Consider the following 798-nt stretch of genomic DNA (forward strand, 5'->3'; position numbering starts at 1 on the left):
GTTGATGAAAAAAAATAAAAAAAAAATAAGTCTTACATTATTATTCAGCACAATTTTCTTAATTGTTGCTTTAGTTGCTTTGTTAATTGATTAAAATTATCCCCATTATTCCCACCTGTTAAAAACTTAATAAATTCAACAATAAAGTGATACATTCAACCTGCCCTATTTGGTAATGTAAGATGAATTAAGGGGCAACCCTTAACTGGCCGACTGGGGAAAGGCCGAGAGGACCAAGCCCAGGGGGCAGAAAGCTCTACGGAGTAGCGCTAAAATCGTAGGGCGGAAGGCATGGCGGTAGCGCAATCAACGACGTGCCAAAACTACTGTTCTTTGCACCCTAAAAAGTGCAAGGAAACAGGGGTTTTTCTTCAATGAAAGGTACTAAATTTCAAATTAAAGTCTGGAATTACTTAAAATTAATACCTAAAGGTTCAGTAAAGACCTATAAACAGGTAGCAATAGCAATAAATAGCCCTAAATCTGCTAGAGCAGTTGCAAATGCCTGCGCAAAGAACCCATACGCACCTAAAATACCTTGTCATAGGGTAATAAGATCTGATGGTGGTCTAGGTGGATATTCAGGTTCTGGGGGCATTAAAACGAAGAAAAAGCTACTTAAAAATGAGGGTTTTTTGCCAAAAAAGCCGCTATTTTAAACACTTTTTTGTTATTAATAAAAAATCATTAATGTTTTTTAATATTTCACCCTTTAGTTGTACTATAAAACACAAAATGCTTAAATAAGACCCTCCAATGGCCTTTTAAACGCTATATTCCATATCTGCAATTCTATTG

Annotated in this window: 1 protein-coding gene; it reads left to right on the forward strand. The window is 35.7% G+C overall.

Features of this window, described 5'->3' with window-relative positions:
• Positions 1 to 374 precede the first annotated feature (374 nt).
• Positions 375 to 659 carry a methylated-DNA--[protein]-cysteine S-methyltransferase gene (locus tag AMN73_RS01830; RefSeq protein WP_075534590.1) on the forward strand — a complete coding sequence of 95 codons (285 nt, stop codon included), beginning with the start codon at positions 375 to 377 and terminating at the stop codon, positions 657 to 659.
• Positions 660 to 798: the final 139 nt, after the last annotated feature.

It is taken from the genome of Candidatus Pelagibacter communis (assembly GCF_001179965.1).
GTDB lineage: Bacteria > Pseudomonadota > Alphaproteobacteria > Pelagibacterales > Pelagibacteraceae > Pelagibacter.